12 protein-coding genes are annotated in these 15,281 nt (G+C 57.1%); 8 read left to right on the top strand and 4 right to left on the bottom strand.

The genetic code is table 11. The features are described 5' to 3' along the window. The first annotated feature begins 214 nt into the window (after positions 1 to 214). Entirely contained in the window at positions 215 to 1,144 is a 930-nt protein-coding gene (locus tag R9X49_RS17390; RefSeq protein ID WP_319849782.1) for a LysR family transcriptional regulator, read from the top strand. Here the strand turns inward: R9X49_RS17390 and R9X49_RS17385 are convergent. The 4 genes from R9X49_RS17385 to R9X49_RS17370 form a co-directional block, all read right to left on the bottom strand. Next, positions 1,131 to 1,859: a DUF6250 domain-containing protein gene (locus R9X49_RS17385; protein WP_319849618.1), complete on the bottom strand. Its 729-nt coding sequence runs from the start codon at positions 1,857 to 1,859 to the stop codon at positions 1,131 to 1,133. The two genes, R9X49_RS17390 and R9X49_RS17385, sit on opposite strands and share 14 nt — an antisense overlap. After that, a complete protein-coding gene (locus R9X49_RS17380; protein ID WP_319849617.1) occupies positions 1,859 to 4,642 on the bottom strand; it encodes a Tat pathway signal sequence domain protein in 2,784 nt (927 codons plus the stop codon). Before R9X49_RS17380 ends, R9X49_RS17385 begins: the two co-directional genes overlap by 1 nt. Before the next feature lie 4 nt (positions 4,643 to 4,646). Further along, on the bottom strand, positions 4,647 to 6,932 hold the full coding sequence (locus R9X49_RS17375; protein ID WP_319849616.1) for a TonB-dependent receptor: 2,286 nt from the start codon (positions 6,930 to 6,932) through the stop codon (positions 4,647 to 4,649). Positions 6,933 to 7,017: 85 nt separating this feature from the next. Continuing rightward, the gene (locus tag R9X49_RS17370; RefSeq protein ID WP_319849615.1) at positions 7,018 to 8,025 is read right to left on the bottom strand and encodes an ABC transporter substrate-binding protein; all 1,008 of its coding nucleotides are present in this window, start codon (positions 8,023 to 8,025) and stop codon (positions 7,018 to 7,020) included. Between the two features lie 446 nt (positions 8,026 to 8,471). On the opposite strand from R9X49_RS17370, the gene R9X49_RS17365 reads away from it, so the two are divergent. The 7 genes from R9X49_RS17365 (at position 8,472) to aguA (ending at position 15,177) form a co-directional block, all read left to right on the top strand. After that, on the top strand, positions 8,472 to 9,335 hold the full coding sequence (locus R9X49_RS17365) for an energy transducer TonB (RefSeq protein ID WP_319849614.1): 864 nt from the start codon (positions 8,472 to 8,474) through the stop codon (positions 9,333 to 9,335). Between the two features lie 10 nt (positions 9,336 to 9,345). Next, on the top strand, positions 9,346 to 10,062 hold the full coding sequence (locus R9X49_RS17360; protein WP_319849612.1) for a MotA/TolQ/ExbB proton channel family protein: 717 nt from the start codon (positions 9,346 to 9,348) through the stop codon (positions 10,060 to 10,062). 1 nt (position 10,063) lies between these two features. Continuing rightward, positions 10,064 to 10,465 carry an ExbD/TolR family protein gene (locus R9X49_RS17355; RefSeq protein ID WP_319849611.1) on the top strand — a complete coding sequence of 134 codons (402 nt, stop codon included), beginning with the start codon at positions 10,064 to 10,066 and terminating at the stop codon, positions 10,463 to 10,465. 21 nt (positions 10,466 to 10,486) lie between these two features. Next, positions 10,487 to 12,085 (top strand): ABC transporter permease, encoded by a 1,599-nt coding sequence (locus R9X49_RS17350; RefSeq protein ID WP_319849610.1) that lies wholly within the window; start codon positions 10,487 to 10,489, stop codon positions 12,083 to 12,085. A 17-nt stretch (positions 12,086 to 12,102) separates the two neighbouring features. Next, entirely contained in the window at positions 12,103 to 12,861 is a 759-nt protein-coding gene (locus R9X49_RS17345; RefSeq protein WP_319849609.1) for an ABC transporter ATP-binding protein, read from the top strand. Between the two features lie 324 nt (positions 12,862 to 13,185). Continuing rightward, positions 13,186 to 14,070, top strand: coding sequence for an N-carbamoylputrescine amidase (gene aguB / locus R9X49_RS17340; protein ID WP_205531411.1), 885 nt, complete (start codon positions 13,186 to 13,188; stop codon positions 14,068 to 14,070). A 3-nt stretch (positions 14,071 to 14,073) separates the two neighbouring features. Next, the gene (aguA, locus tag R9X49_RS17335) at positions 14,074 to 15,177 is read left to right on the top strand and encodes an agmatine deiminase (RefSeq protein ID WP_319849607.1); all 1,104 of its coding nucleotides are present in this window, start codon (positions 14,074 to 14,076) and stop codon (positions 15,175 to 15,177) included. Positions 15,178 to 15,281: the final 104 nt, after the last annotated feature.

The following is a 15,281-nucleotide window of genomic DNA, read 5'->3' as shown; positions in this document are numbered from 1 at the left end:
TCCCTGCGGCTCATCCTAAGCCCGCTATCTCCTCAGCATAATTTTTTACGCCGGATAACGGCAAAACTCGCGATGCCTCTGGATTGATGTGTAAGAGACCGCGCTACATATATAACTGGTGAGCATATAAACATCGGTTTTATTATTTTTTCTGCACGATTAGACCTGCTAGCCTGCCCGTTACTTCCGTCCTGATGACACGCCGATGGCTGCTATGAACATCGATCTTCGCCAACTGCGGCACTTTATTGCTCTGATTGAACATCGAAATTTTACGTCGGCAGCACAGGCGATGAAGCTTTCCCAATCTGCCTTTAGCCGCAGTATTCAGTCGTTGGAACAGACCATCGGCACGCGCCTGATCGATCGTATGAATCAGCTGGAGCCGACGCCGAAAGGGTTGGTGGTGCTGGAACATGCGCGCCGCCTGATTAATCAGACGCACGATCTGTTTAACGATATCCAACAGTTCAATGAGAAAGAGGCGGGCGAAGTGAATTTTGGCTGTGGCCCGGCCCCTGCCGCCTGGCTTATGCCGCAGGTGATCGGAACCTTCTCGCGACATTACCCAAAGGTGCGGATGGTCTTTCGCGTTGATAACTGGCAGGCACTGGGCCATCGGTTGATGGCTGAAGAGCTGGATTTTATCGTGGCGGATATGCGCAACTTTGAATTCGATACCCGCTACCGGGTACAGCCGCTGAGCCAGCATCGTTGGGGATTTTGCTGCCGCAGCGGGCACCCGCTGGCGGTGCAGGAAGAGATTACCGTCGAGCAGTTCTTTTCCTACCCGCTGGCGGCAACGATCCGCCCGCCTAACCTGCACCGTGCGTTGGTACAACTGAGCGGTAAACTGGATATTCGCACCAGCATTGAGTGTGAGAATGGCTACAGTCTGCTGGATGTGGTACGCCATTCGGACGCCATCGGGACAACCAACCATTTCAACGAGCCCGATCGGCACGGCATTCATATGTTGAAGATTGCGGGCCTGGACGACAACACCGACGAATTTTATACCCACTACGGCATTATTTATCTGGCGGATGCCCGTCTGTCTCTGTTGGCACGCAAGCTGATCGACACGTTTGTGCAGGTCGACAGCGACCTGCACGGTACGCCAGCGGCGCTTACAGCGGAGTGATGCTGAACTCGCTGATTTCCTGACGCGATAACACCGTCCGAAAGCCGAAATAGCCGGGGGCAGGCGTATTCGGATAGCTGGCGTGGAAATAGAGTATATCGTCGACCCAAAAACGCGTTTCCCGCCGATCTACCTCAATCACGATGCGATAGCGATGATGAGGGCGCAGCAGGTGTGCGGCATCGGTGTATTCGCCGAGCAGCAGGCGCTCGCCGTGACCATCGTAATACCGAAAGCGTGTGGTGCTGTTCCAGTTACCGCCCATTCCGACATAGTACAGATTCAGGCTGTCATATTCGTTGAGCTTGCCGTACCGGGTAAACAGGTTCGGGTGGTGCAGGTCGCGCGCGGCCCAGAATTGATTCAGGTCGGATACGCGGTCGTAGGGACGATCCGCGACTAAAACCTCGCGCGTGAAGGCGATGCGATAGGTGCCAGATAGTGGGGTGTCTAGCCAGATCGTCAGCCCGGCGGCACTTTCCAGCGTCAGCTGTTCTGGCGTTGTCTGGATCGCCGTGCGCTCAGGATCTTCCTGCTCCACTTGCCAGCGCAACGGCTGACCGGCTGAATCCGTGGACCAGATAAACGTTGAACGGTGTGGCGAATCAATAATGTCATGTGTGTCGTCTGCCTGCGGTGACAGGAGGAGCGTGTTTTCAGTACAGCCTGGGTCAGTCATGGTGATGTCCTGTAGCGTGCCGCCGGGTGGCGGCATTAAGAAGAGGGAATGTCATCCAGCAAGGCCAGCAGGGCGATGGCCGTTAATCCCCACTGGGCAACGGCGTTGGTCGCCAGATTGGCGGCCGCGGTGCTGCCGGAATGTTTATCAATGGTGGAATCGATCACGGGTTCATTGATCGGATAGAGAACGGTCGGAGGTGTTAAGCGCCGCTGTTCGAGAGTTGGATGAGCGATGCCGCCGCTGCCAGTGGTGAACTCTGCCCAGGCGCGCTGTGCCAGCGCACGATCGTTCAACCGTCGTGCGACAAAGGCAGTCAGTCGGGCATGTCCCTGAGCCAGATTGAGCTTTTTCACCGTTTTACCCACGGCTGCGCTTAGCGCAACGGGATCGTTATACAGTCGGCAGTAGTCGAGCCACGCGCGGGTAAACGCAGGGTCAGGCAACGCTTCAACCAGCTCGCTACAGATTTCCGTCAGACCGAAAACCGCGCTCAGGTGTGAAATTTCTACTTGATCCGCAGGCGCGGGAAGAAAGCGGCCGGTGTCGGGATCGATGGCGGCGTTGCCAGTGAAAAAACCGTGCGGCTGGCTGGCCAGCGTCTGCATGCTGTTGAGCAAGCGTTCGCGCATCGATGGGTCGCCATGGCGTTCCCACGCTGTGAGCCACGCGGCAGCGACGGCACCCCAGTCGGTGCCGAAACCCAGACTGATATGGTTTGGGTTATCGGGATGCGTCTGGCCGATCTTGCGGCCGGGCAGGACGGTGCCGAGTGTACGCAGTGCCTCAACCTGTTCATCCATCAGTTCACCGATGCGCTCATCGGCGGTGAGGTAGTAGAGAAAACGGCGGTTAGCAACGGTAGAAATACGCAGCTGTTTGGCACTGTCGCCCCAGTGGCGGACATTGTGCCGCGACCCCAGCGGACTGAAGCGTCCCAAATGGTGTACGTCCACCTCGCCCGTGTGGCGCGTCATGGCTTCTGCCATGCGAAACGCCTCGGCGCGCCCGCTGTGCACAAAGTAATACCAGAGCCACAGATCGGTGCTGAGCTCCGAGTTATCCCACGCGTAGCCACCCACATCGTAGCGCCAGACGTGACGGTCGCTGTCATAGGTGTGCATCACGTCGCCGAAATCCCAAAAACCGTACCATTTGCGCTGTTCGACCTCCTGCTGGTAGACGTCGAAATACGCATCCAGTTGTTTCTCCAGCCGAATTCGGGCTGGCGCGGTGGCAGAAGAGGAAGAGGCGGGGGCCCACAGTGGGCCAAACGCCTGCGCGCGGTGCAGATCCTGAGCCCCTGCCACCAGCAACGGCGGTTGTTGCATGCGTCGCGCCCGATTCACCAGATCTTCCGCGTCTGGCGTCGCGGGTAGTACATCAATAAACAGTTCGCTGGTGCGAGCCACGCCGACCGCCGAACCGAAGCCCGGTTCGTAATCTTCGTAGGTGATCGCCAGCCCTTCGCGCTGTTTGTCATGGGTATCCTGACCCAATCCGTCATGGTAAAAACGCATATCCATCGGTTCCGCCCACGGCGACCACAGCCAGAGCGTGACGGTCGCCACGTCGGTGTGAGCATTGTCGATTTCCAGACAGGCCGGATAACTCTGCCAGAAATGGCGTATGCCGAACGCCACGCCGCCTTTCGGCGTGCCCAGATAGCCGACGCCCGCCGCCCGTTCTCCGGTGGCGGACAGCAACCAGCCCTGTCCGGTTGCGGTGCGTTTGTGTATCTGGAAACCGTCGGGATGGTGCTGCGTCAGGCGGTAGCTGCCAAACGCGGGAATATAATCCAGCCTTTTCCCGACCTCCGGTGAAAAATCCGCGATCGGCGGCGTAGCTTGCCCCGCCAACTGCGCCGCGATAACGGCCGCGCCGGGATCGCGACGTAGCCCGCTCAGGCCGCGTACCGCCTCACGAAAGAGTCCGCCTTGATCGGAAACGAAACGGACATGGCGATCGTGCAACTCCCCCTGTAACGGAACATCAAACGCCAGCCCAAGTCCTTTTAGGCTAACGAGGTCGTCATCGTTGTCATAAATCAGGGTGTGTAGGACACGCAGCGAGTCGGTGTTCGCATAGCTATAGATACGGATAATAAAGGGGATGTGCGTCCGCCCCTGCTGCTGTGCATGGTGCGTACCGCGTAGCGCAATCACCGTCCGCTGCGGCCCGTTTTGCTCCACCGTGACCGTGTCGATCATGCCCTGATACGCGTCCTGCGTCAGCGTGCTATCCGTCTCCGCTCCTCGCTGCATGCGCAACACTAGCCTGCCGTTGGTTAACGCCAGCCGATTATCCCGCCAGATTTCTTCGATCAGGAGAGAGCCGGAGCGTGGAATCACGCAGCGAATGCGGCCAGTATCCACCGTCCAGCCGTGGTCATGCTCGCTGACCATCCCGGAAGCCAATGGTTTCTCTGCTTTGGCTGTTGGCCGCAGCGTTAGCCCGTCTTCCGGCGGAATGTCGCCGCCCAGCGCATGCGCCGACCATTTAATCGAGCCGTCCGGCCAGCGAGCCAGCGGCCAGCTTTGCAGGTCATAAGCTCGCTGTTGCGCATCATGTAACTGAAAACCACTGTCGCTGCGTATTGCCCCCTGCGGCCAGGCGACGCCCCAGGTCACGCCAGTGAAGGCGAGAGGCCGCTGCCCATCTAGCCAGCGCAGGCCGACCTGCGGTGCCGATTCGCCAGCGTAGGCAGAGGTCGCGGCAAGCGGCGCGGCGGCGTGCGCAGATTTCCAGAACGGTGCCGACAACGCCAGCAGCGTGCTGTCGCGCAGGAAACGTCGGCGTGAGTAGGTCATCTTGTCCATGACATTAGCCCTTGAAATCGTAGCCGACCGATATCCCGACCATACGCGGTTCGCCAATCACGCCCGTTGTGGCGCTGGAACCTCTGACGGAGCGGTAGTAGTTTTTATCCAGCGCATTTTTTACCCACAGCGAGACGTTCCAGCGGTTGTCGCCTTGCTTGCCGCTCAGCCCGCTAGACAGGTTCAGGACGCCATATGCTGGAATACGGTTGTATTCGGAATCGTCGAGCGTGCCGTAGGCCCAGCTTCGCCATGACCATTGGCCGGAAACCGAGGCTTGCAGATTATTCGGCGTATCCCATTGATAGCGCACGCGCGTGTTGTAGCTCAGCGTGGGGGATTTAAAGACGCGTTTTCCTGACATATCACATGAGACGGCGGAGATTTCTGCCGGGCAGCGGGCGTTAGGGAAATTCAGGTAGCGGGCATCCAGAACGGTACCGGCCAGGCTGATACTCAACCCGTCAATGGGGCGCAGCGTCAGTTGGGTTTCGCCGCCGCGTGAACGGAATTTTCCGGCGTTAATCAGATAGCTGGTATCTGTTTCCTCGTCATAGGCATTGTTCTGGAAATCTTCGACGACGCTCCAGAACAGCGCGGTATTCCATTCCACTTTGCGCTGTAGCCAATGAGTCTTGACCCCCAGTTCCGCCGAACGGGTTTTTTCGGGATCGACGTACAGCGAATCGATGCCCAGCTGTCGTGCGGCACCGGAGGACACGTTCAGGCCGCCGGATTTTTCCCCGTAGCCCAGCGTGACGTAGGGAGTGACATTCGGTGCCGCGAACCAGTTCAGGCTGATAGAGCCAGAGGGCAGGCGGTTGGTTTGCGAGAGCGGGCCAGAGTCAAAGGTGGCGCGGTTTTTGCGAACAAATGTCCCCTCCTTTTTCTCATAGGTCTGGCGCAGGCCGACAATCACATCCAGTTTATCGGCGGCATGCCAGGTTCCGCGGCCATAGATGGAATAAACGGTGTCATCCAGCGTGCCAAAGCGCTGAACGTTAATGCCCTGATAGCCATTTCCTACCCATGTCCGTACGCGGTTGTCGTTGTAGTAGCGACTGTTTGCCTCGGTATCAAGGTTCTCTCCCCAGTAATCGACGCCCACTGAATAATCGAAGGTATTGCCTTTGGGCGAATCCAGCCAAAAACTTTGTGACCAGACGCGATCGCGCACGTCAGCGCCGCTGTCGTGATAGAGCGGAATGTTCCAGTTATCCGCCGTGCTGGGTAATACGCGGAAATAGCGCAGTGACGACAGCGAATTGACGCTATAGCCGTTTTTCAGCCTCCAATTGGCCTCTACCGAGCCGCCGCCTTGCGCAACACGAATAACATTCTCGTCATCCATGGCGACCTGGCGACCGCCGACGACCTTGAGGCCAGTCTGCTGCGCACGGGTGCGAAAATCGTCGGTTGCGCTCACCAGCACCGAGACCGGACGCTGAGTGGAATCGCTGTAGTCGCCGGTGATTCTGAGGCTAAAGCTGTCATTAGGCTGATAAAGCAGCTGGCCGCGCACGCCGTTATTGGTGCTGCCTCCCAGCTTATGGCCGTTTTCGATATTCGTGACGTTTCCACCGCGTTCCGTGCGCGACAGATTGATGCGTCCTGCCCAGTGGTCGCTGAGTGGCCCGGACGCCATCAGTTTGGATTGCAGATAGCCACGCTGCCCGAAAGATTGCTCCAGTGAATATTCAGGGGTGAAGGTCGGTTTGCGGGTGCGAATATCAATAGCGCCGCCGGTGGTGTTAAAGCCGTAGGCTGCCCCTTGTGGGCCTTTCAATACGCGGGTGCTGTCGATATCCAGTAAGTCATTAGAGATGACGCCGGGGCGGGATAAGTAAACGCCATCGACAAACAGCCCTACGCTGCCCGGCATACCGATATTCGTCCCGCTCTCACCGCCGTCGCCGATCCCGCGAATGGTCACGGTGGTGTCCATCACATCGACCGTATCGACATCCAGTCCTGTCACCAGCTGCGATAGCTCTTCAAAGCGATATATCCGTTCTTCTTCAAGCGTTTTGCCATCGATCACTGACGCCAGAGTGGTTGGCGGCTGAACGGGCGCACGCTGGGCGTTCACTTTCACACGTTTCAACTGGACGGGAGCGGCGGTTGCGGCCTCTGTCGCTGGTATTATCCGTTGTGATGGGCTATCCGTTGTGATTTGCGGGTCGGCAGCCCGCGCTATCGCGGGGAGTGTTAAGACGCAGCTCATTAAAATGCCTGACGCTATTTTTCGCTGGTGTTTTTTTAAATACTTCTGCTGTTTTGTAAAATACATAGCTTCTTCCAAATGGAGTCAATAAGCTGCCGATTGCCGTGAATGTCACGGCAATACGCGGGCTATAATATTTGGGGGAAATAAATTATTGGGTGGCTTTCAGGTAAGAATCATCCAGCCATTTATCGACATCAAAAGGTTGCCGAATAAGCCGTGATTCATAGGCCAGTTTTACTGCGCGTTTTAATTTATCCACATAGGCGGTATCTAATTCGGGTGAAAGACGCTCAGATAATGGCGGTAATGTGTCCCATTCGACGCGTAATATATTTTCCGGGTAGCCTGACTGGGTGGCTAAGAGTTGAATAAATTCATCTTTATTTTTAGCATCGCTGGCCCAGTTTGCCGCCTCTCGTTGAACTTTAACTAAGCGGCGCAGAATATCCTCGTTGCCTTTGGCAAATTTCTCATCCACCAGCAGGAAGCCGCTGAGCTGGCCTGCACCGCCCAGGTCACGGCTCGACAGCGGAATGTCCGCCAGCCCTTTATCCCGCAACGAGAGCGTATTGCTGCCGCCCCAGGTAGCGTCAATCTGTCCAGCGGCTAACGCCGCGCTGGCCGCTGCGAAATCGAGATTGATCAGCTTCACGTCAGAAGGCTTCAGGCCCTGTGAATCGAGCGCGCTGACGAACGAAAGCTCACCTGCTGTTCCGCGAAAGATCCCGATGCGTTTACCTTTCAGATCGGCGATTTTCTCAATACCGGAACCTTTCGCCACCGCCAGATAGTGATTGATGCCGCGTGATGCCACGGCGATCACGCGTGTATCCAGCCCGCGCGCACGGCCGATAATGCTGGCTAAATCCCCGAGGTAGGCCACGTCAACCTGATGGTTGCCAAACGCTTCGTTGATGACGGGGCCTGCGCCTTTAATAAACGTCCAGCGGACGCTGATCCCGTCTTTGCCAAACTCGCGCTCCAGCAGCTTCTGGCTGTGAATGACGTCAAGCAGGCCGCCGCCACTGGGTTTTGTGCCTGCGCCGATGTCCGGTGCGGCAATACGAATTTCGGTGATAGCCGATGCGATGCCTGACCAGGCCATACCCATTGCCAATAAGCCGGTCACTAACCATTTTCGTCCTAATGTCGTCATTATGTTACCCGTCAGTGATGAAATGTTTGAATGTGAGTGTGCGAATATAAATGTTGTTATTGCGCCGATTTAGCGCGGCGTCATCTTGTTGCAGAAACACATTTAAAGGCTTGGCAATAAACTGACTAATACAAAAAAAGCATTATTATTTTTAGTAAATAGCTAAATCAGTATTCATCGCTTATTTCATCGCTATGCAGCGAACGAAAAAAAACTATTCCAACTATGCATTAGCCTGTTGGGCTTTATTGCCTTTAGTTTGTCGGTAGGCAATGGGCATCATTCTCTTTCCGATGAAATAGATATCGATATACAGATACATACGTTGACTTTATTAAGCGTGCGGGAAGAATCGATTATTCCCGCACTATTTTAGATTCTTTATTCATGACGTCTGCGATGTGAAGTATGACGGGTAGATATAGACACGGTCAGGAGCACTTATTATGACGGAATTACTCTATGCGGGAGCGGTGTCAGGATCCCGGTCTTATCCACCGGAGCCGACGCCGCACGCCAGCCGGGTGAGTGGCGTCGTGCAGCAGCGCGTACCGACGTTGAATACGACGGTGTCGTCCCGACCGGAACGTTGGCTGGCGGTGATAGCGACATTGCTGTTGCACGCGGCGGTGCTGGCGTTGTTCAGCCGCGCGTCGACACCGCCCGTTACGGTGCCCGCCCGACCACAGCCTGTCAGCGTCGAACTGGTTGCGGCGGTTGCAGAGCCGGTATTGCAATCCCAGCCTGTTGAACCTGACGTTGTGGCGCCACCGCCTGAACCTACGCCGTCCATCGCGGACAAGCCGGTGGATGATAATGCGCTATTGCCGCTGGAACCTGAAAAAAAAGAACCTGAGAGAAAAGTACCGGAGAAAAAGCCTGAGCCAGCGCCGAAAAAGGTCGCCGTGAAAAAGACCCCACCTGCGCCGACGCCAAAACCTCAGGCGGAAGCCGTATCGGCAACGGCCCCAATAACGCCCGCGTCGGTGACGCAACAGGCCGTCGCGCAGCCCGTTGACGCGCCGCTCACGCCGCCGCTGGCTAATGCTGACTATCTGCATAATCCCGCGCCGTCTTATCCCGATGTGGCAATTAGCCGCGGTTATGAAGGCACCGTACTCCTGAATGTGCAGGTACGTGCCGACGGCAAGGTGCAAACCATTCGGATTCATCAATCAAGCGGCTACCCCTCGTTGGACGATGCCGCCAGAAACACGGTGCTGCGCTGGTCTTTCGTTCCGGCGCGCCGCGGCAATCAGCCGGTTAGCGGTTGGGTGGTTGTTCCCGTCGATTTTTCGCTGAACTCATGAGGTATTGGTTATGACGCTTGGACACATTGAGCTTTTTTCTGCGGAAGGCGCAGTGATTCTGTTATTGCTGCTGTTTTCTCTCGTCACCTGGGGGCTGGGGCTACTGAAATTTGTCCAGTACGGGCGGGCACAGCGGCGCGATCGGCGTTTCCGCGCGGCCTTCTGGCAGCAGAATGACATCAGCCAGACGCCGGAAACCAGCGCCAGACAGCCCGGTTCACTCGCCAATCTGGCGCTGGCTGCCGTTAAAGCGCCGGAACGTATTGGCGGACAGCTTGCGCTGAATATTCATCTGCCCGATCGGGTTGAACGTGCGCTGCAACAGCAGATTCAGCGTGAACGTCGTTCGCTGGAAAGCGGGCTGGCGGTTCTGGCCAGTATCGGCAGTACATCGCCGTTTATCGGCCTGTTTGGTACCGTCTGGGGGATTATGGCGGCGTTGCAGGAGATTGGACTTTCTGGTTCTGCCAGCCTGGATACCGTCGCAGGGCCGATTGGTAATGCGCTGATTGCGACCGGAATCGGGATTGCCGTCGCTGTTCCTGCGGTGCTGATTTACAACTACTTTTTACGCTGCCTCAAGCTGGCTGTCGCAGACATGGACGACTTCGCCCATGATGTCTACAGCGTGATGCAGGCGCACGATTTTCACGTCAACGCGTTTCATACTAGCGCGGAGCCATCGGCCGCCGCTTTCTCCGTGAAGAACCTGAGAGAGGTGGTCTGATATGGCGTTTACCTCGCGTAATGATGAAGACGTCATGAGTGAAATGAATATCACGCCGCTCGTGGACGTCATGCTGGTGCTGCTGGTGGTGTTTATTGTTACCGCGCCGATGTTGACCAATGCCATTCCGATTCAGCTCCCAAAAACGTCGGCGGTGGCACCCGCTGACCGTGCCGATCCGGTGGTGATTAGCATTGATGGCGAGCAGCGAGTGTTCATCAATAAAGAGAATCTGGCGCGTGAACAGCTGGTGCCGCGTCTGCAACAGGCTAAAGCGGGTAATGCGGAGCTGGTGGTGCAGGTGCAGGCAGATAAAGACGCGAGTTACGGTGCTGTCGCCGCGCTGCTGGCTGATGTCGAGCAGGCGGGGATTACCCGTCTTTCCCTGCTGACGCAAAAATAACGCCGCGGGATACCGACGATCATGATGCCCAAATACCCGCTGCGGATACGCTCCGCCCCTGATGCTTCGCTGACAGCCGCTGCGCTGTCGGCGGGATACTCTGCGTTAGTCGTGTCTCTGGTTGTGCCGCTGCTGGTGCTCGTCGGCTGGTGGCTTGCCAGTCGTCACGGGTGGATGTCTGAACAGATCCTGCCTTCGCCGCTGGCGGTCATTGATAGCGCACGGGCTTTTATCCCTGAGGAGCTGATTCACCAGTTGCCCATCAGTCTGCTGCGGCTGGTGATTGGCTTTAGCGGGGGGATCGCGCTGGGTCTGGTGCTCGGTAGTCTCTTCGGTCTGAATCGGCGGCTGAATGCGCTATTTATGCCGTTGTTCACCGTTATCGCGCAGATCCCGACGCTGGCCTGGATTCCACTCTTGATGCTGTCACTGGGCATCGGCGAGGCGCTGAAGCTGGTAGTGCTGGTGAAATCGGTGACGGTGCCGGTGACGCTCTACACGTGTGCCGGCATTCAACAGACGCCGCAAAAGCTGCATGAAATGGCACGTAGCCTGCGTTTACCGCCTGCCGCTTTCCTGCGCTACCTGATTCTGCCTGCGATGCTGCCTTATGTGATGACGGGCATTCGGCTGGCGTTTTCTACCGGATGGGTCGCCTTGATTGCGGTTGAGCTGCTGGCATCCAGCGAAGGGCTGGGCTATCTGCTGGTGCAAAGCCGCCAGCTGTTCATGTTGGATTTAGTGTTCGTCTGCATTCTGATCATTGGAATCCTGGGATTTGCCGGAGAGCGTGTGCTGCTGAAGCTGGAGCGTCGCTGGATTCACTGGCCTGCACCGGTGCTGGGTCGCGATAGCTTGGGCCATGCGTTGCCGAGCCTGTCGCTGACGCCCTGGTTAGCGCCAGCGTTACTGGTTGTGCTGTGGCAGGTTAGCAGCACGTACGCGTGGGTGAATGTGGCTTTTCTTCCTGCGCCGAGTCGCGTGATCGACGCGTTGTGGACGGGGCTGGTTCAGGGCGGGCTGTCGGCCGATCTCCATGCCAGCCTGCTGCGTGCGCTACAGGGCTTTGTACTGGGCAGTGCGATCGGCGTGCTGGTCGGCGCGGTGCTCGGCGGCTGGCGCATCGCCGACAGGTTGTTTAATCCGGCGCTGTCCGCGCTGCGCTGCGTGGCGCTATTCGCCTGGCTGCCGCTGATTACGGCCTGGTTCGGGTTAGGGGAGATCGCCAAAATCGTGTTTATCGCCGTGGCGGCGTTCTTTCCCGTGATGCTGGCAACCCGTCAGGGGATTGCCCAGCTTCCCCCTGCGCTATTGGAAGTGGCGCAGGTGCTGCGTCTGACGCCGACGCAGACGCTTCGCACACTGATACTGCCCAGCGTGTTGCCACCGCTGTTTTCCGGCCTGCGGCTGGCGCTGATGCATGCGTGGACGGGGGCGATTGGCGCGGAGTATTTCATGCCGTCGGGAGAAGGGCTGGGCGGCATGATGATTCGCGCACAGCAGCTGCTTGAATCCGATCGCATCATGGCGGGCGTGGTGCTGATTGCCGCGGTGGCCGCGCTGTTTTCCCGATTGATTACCTTGTCTGAACGGCGGCTGACCCGCTGGCGTTTTGCGTGACTGTTAACGGAGAATCTATGTCCCTGCATTTTCAGCACATTACTAAACATTTTACCGTCAACGGCGCACCGCTGACGGTGTTACAGGACATCGATCTGTCGTTGCAGGCGGGCGAACTGGTTGCGGTCATCGGCGCCAGCGGCTGTGGTAAATCGACGCTGCTGCGTTTGGCGGCCGGGATTGATACCACGGAACGTGGGCGCATTCTGATTGGCGAACGGCCTGTGCGCGGTATTCCTGATGATGTCAGTCTGGTGTTCCAGGAACCGCGCCTGTTTCCGTGGCTCACCGTGACGGACAATATTCGCCTCGGTATGCTCAACCTCAATCTTTCTCCTGCGGAAGTGACGCGCCGTATTGCGCACTATCTCCAGATGATGGGGTTGGAAGGCTTTGCCGCCGCGTGGCCGCACCAGCTGTCGGGCGGAATGGCACAGCGCGTGGCGATCGCCCGGGGGCTGGTGTCGACGCCGCGAATTCTCTTGCTGGATGAACCTTTCGGTGCGTTGGATGCGCTGACCAAACAGCAGTTGCAGGTGCGTCTGGCGGAGATACGCCAGCAAACGGATTTGACGATCCTGCTGGTGACACACGATGTGGAGGAAGCCGTCTTTCTGGCGGACAGGGTGGTGGTGATGTCGCCTCGACCCGGCCGGATTAGCAGGATTATACCGATAAACCTCACTTATCCTCGTGACCGAACCAGCACTGCATTGTTGGAGCAACGACAAGCGGTCAGTCAGGCGCTACATCAGGCGGATGCTGTTGAAGCCTGATGCTGCTGCCTACCGCTTTCTCTCAATCTTAATCATCGATAGAAACCGCCGTGGAAAAGGCGGTTTTTCTTTTCTGTCCGCCACGCGAGATCGTGCATTTTCAGCATAGTGAAGTGCTGTGATTAACTGGCATAATGCGCATGTCATTTTCGGTCAATACCTTAACAGGATATTCCTATTGGGCATGCGCAGGTGTGTTGGCCTACACTCGTTAAGGCCGCGCAGGTTAGCGCCGATGCATAATCGTGACCGAGAGAAACACTTATTGCCGATACTTGCCGGTAAGAAAGGGCGGGTATATATCGTTATTATTGAGGTTTTCGCATGAAAAAAGTTACCGTTGCCGCAACACAAATGGCGTGTTCCTGGGATCTGCCTAAGAACATTGAAAACGCCGAAAAACTGGTGCGACAAGCGCATGCAAAAGGCGCGCAGGTTATCCTGATTCAGGAGCTGTTTGCCGCACCGTATTTCTGTATCGATCAAAGCCCAGAGCATTATGCGCTGGCACAGGAGCTGGAAACCAGCCCGCTGATTAAGCATTTTTCCGCACTGGCGGCGGAGCTGAACGTGGTGCTGCCGTTGAGCTTCTTTGAGCGTGCCAATAACGCCTATTACAACTCGCTGGTGATGATTGACGCGGACGGCACCGTGCTGGACGTTTACCGCAAAACACATATTCCGAATGGTCCGGCGTATCAGGAGAAGCAATTCTTCATTCCGGGCGATACCGGTTTTAAAGTCTGGCAGACGCGCTACGCAAAAATCGGCGTGGGCATTTGCTGGGATCAGTGGTTCCCGGAAACCGCACGCAGCCTGGCGTTGCAGGGCGCAGAGCTGATTTTCTATCCGACCGCGATTGGTTCCGAACCTGCTTACCCGGATATCGACAGCCAGCCGCACTGGACTCGTGTTCAGCAAGGTCACGCTGCGGCGAATCTCGTGCCAGTGATCGCATCTAACCGTATTGGTACAGAAGCCAGCAAATACATCGACGGTCTGGAAATGACGTTCTACGGCTCGTCCTTCATTGCCGACCAAACTGGTGCGTTGCTGGCACAGGCCAATAAGACGGATGAAGCGATTCTGGTGCATGAATTTGATTTAGAAGCCATTGCTGCACAGCGTGCGTCATGGGGCCTGTTCCGCGACCGTCGTCCGGACATGTACGGCACGATCGCCACTTCTGACGGCAAGACCTGGAGATAAGTCATGTCACAGCCAGCAACTTCCTCTCTCACGACGCCGCATCAGGATGGTTTTGCGATGCCCGCCGAATGGGCGCCGCATGATGCCGTGTGGATGATTTGGCCGTATCGCACTGACAACTGGCGCGAACAAGGCATTCCGGCGCAAAAAACGTTCGCGCGCGTGGCAGAAGCTATCGCTCAGAATACGCCGGTGATCATGGGCGTGCCTGCACGCTACATGGCGGATGCGCAACAAGTGATGCCGGTGAACGTCACGCTGGTGGAAATGGAAAGCGACGACGCCTGGATGCGCGATACCGGTCCAACCATCGTGCTGAATCAGGCCGGTGAGCGTCGGGGCATCGACTGGCAGTTCAACGCCTGGGGCGGCGAGTTGGGCGGTCTGTATGAAGACTGGCGTCAGGATGAGAAAGTCGCGGCACAGGTGCTGGACTATCATCAGGCTGCGCGCTATGCCGCGCCGCTGATTCTGGAAGGCGGCTCGATCCATGTCGATGGTGAAGGCACATTGCTGACCACAGCGGAATGCTTGCTCAATCCGAACCGTAACCCGCATCTGAGTAAGGCAGAAATCGAACAGCTGATGCGTGATTACCTCAGCATCTCGACGATTATCTGGCTGGAAGAGGGCGTGTACAACGACGAAACCGACGGCCATATCGATAACATGTGCTGCTTCGTGCGTCCCGGCGAAGTGGCGTTGCACTGGACGGATGACGAAAACGATCCGCAGTATGCTCGCTCCGTTGCGGCCTATGAGGTGCTGTCGGCCGCGCGGGATGCGCAAGGCCGTGAGCTGAAAATCTGGAAACTGCCGGCACCCGGCCCGCTGTATGCAACCAAAGAGGAAGCACAGGGCGTGGACAGCGGCGATGCCGTTGAACGCCTTGCCGGTTCGCGTCTGGCGGGGTCTTATGTGAATTTCCTGATCAGCAACCAGCAGATTATTTTCCCGCTGCTGGATGAGAAGACGGATGACGTTGCACGCGATCTGCTACAACAGATGTTCCCTGGCTACCTGATTAGCGGCGTGCCTGCGCGGGAAATCCTGCTGGGTGGGGGAAATATTCACTGCATTACGCAGCAAATCCCTGCGGTGAAGTAACGTTTGAGCCGTTAACTGACGCGGCAGAGAAGAAGAGTAAAGCGTGCTCTGCTCGCCATAAAAAAAGCCGGTTGGCGCGATAGCGCGAACCGGCTTTTTGATTG

The organism is Pectobacterium carotovorum (assembly GCF_033898505.1).
Taxonomy (GTDB): Bacteria; Pseudomonadota; Gammaproteobacteria; order Enterobacterales; family Enterobacteriaceae; genus Pectobacterium; species Pectobacterium carotovorum_J.
Note: the sequence above shows the minus strand (reverse complement) of the source record. Positions and strands in the feature narration are given on the sequence as shown.